Source organism: Lentibacillus populi (assembly GCA_014642895.1).
In the GTDB taxonomy this organism is placed as follows: Bacteria; Bacillota; Bacilli; order Bacillales; family Amphibacillaceae; genus Lentibacillus_C; species Lentibacillus_C populi.
This window is the reverse complement of record BMJD01000128.1, coordinates 1-567: the sequence shown is the minus strand read 5'-3', so window position 1 is coordinate 567 and position 567 is coordinate 1. Positions and strand designations below refer to the sequence as shown.

Genomic DNA, 567 nt, shown 5'->3' with positions numbered 1-567 from the left:
AAAAAATGATGATGTATGCTCTGAATCTCTCCCCAACCATCGTTTTTTAATTTACCCGCCTTAACAAGGCCATCCAGTAAAAACTTCATACCGCAAGCAATGTTATCCGGGTCTTTGCGTTTATCCTTGCAATACCATTGTACTTCGATGGTAGCGCGGTCTATCTTTGGCAAGTGCTTGCAATGCATCATCACCAATGCCGTATAATCCTTTTTCATATTTGCATATGCCATCGGGTGAGACTTGCTGGCTTTAATTATTTCGTTCAATGTTGGTAATTCTCCGTTGATAGTAAAACTAATCATAATACCCCTCCAACTCGGCCTTTAATTGCTCATCCGTCAATTTATCGTATACACTGCGGTTATAGCCTGTCATGAGTACCAGCTGTGCTATGATCGATTCGCGTTCGGATTTAGTCATTAGCAGTTACCCCCGTACTTCCAAATCCATTTGTACCACGCTCTGATTCGCTTAATTCGTCCACTTCCTCAAATGTTGTGTGTGCGATAGGAGCCAACACAGCTTGTGCAATCCTCATGCCTTTTTCAATTCTGTACTTTACTT

Annotated in this window: 2 protein-coding genes and 1 pseudogene; all 3 read right to left on the bottom strand. The window is 41.8% G+C overall.

Annotation, left to right across the window (positions count from 1 at the left end):
• Positions 1–305: RusA family crossover junction endodeoxyribonuclease (locus IEX12_RS23215; RefSeq protein WP_188726003.1), on the bottom strand; the 305-nt coding region annotated here is incomplete at its 3' end.
• On the bottom strand, positions 298–423 hold the full coding sequence (locus tag IEX12_RS23670) for a hypothetical protein (protein ID WP_286171356.1): 126 nt from the start codon (positions 421–423) through the stop codon (positions 298–300). The genes IEX12_RS23215 and IEX12_RS23670, both read right to left, overlap by 8 nt.
• Positions 416–567: pseudogene (locus IEX12_RS23210) on the bottom strand (dUTP diphosphatase); the annotation flags it as partial. The gene IEX12_RS23670 and the pseudogene IEX12_RS23210, both read right to left, overlap by 8 nt.

Bases quoted from the DNA above. Each gene is read 5' to 3' on its own strand.
- IEX12_RS23670 (WP_286171356.1), bottom strand. From the start codon at position 423: ATGACTAAATCCGAACGCGAATCGATCATAGCACAGCTGGTACTCATG.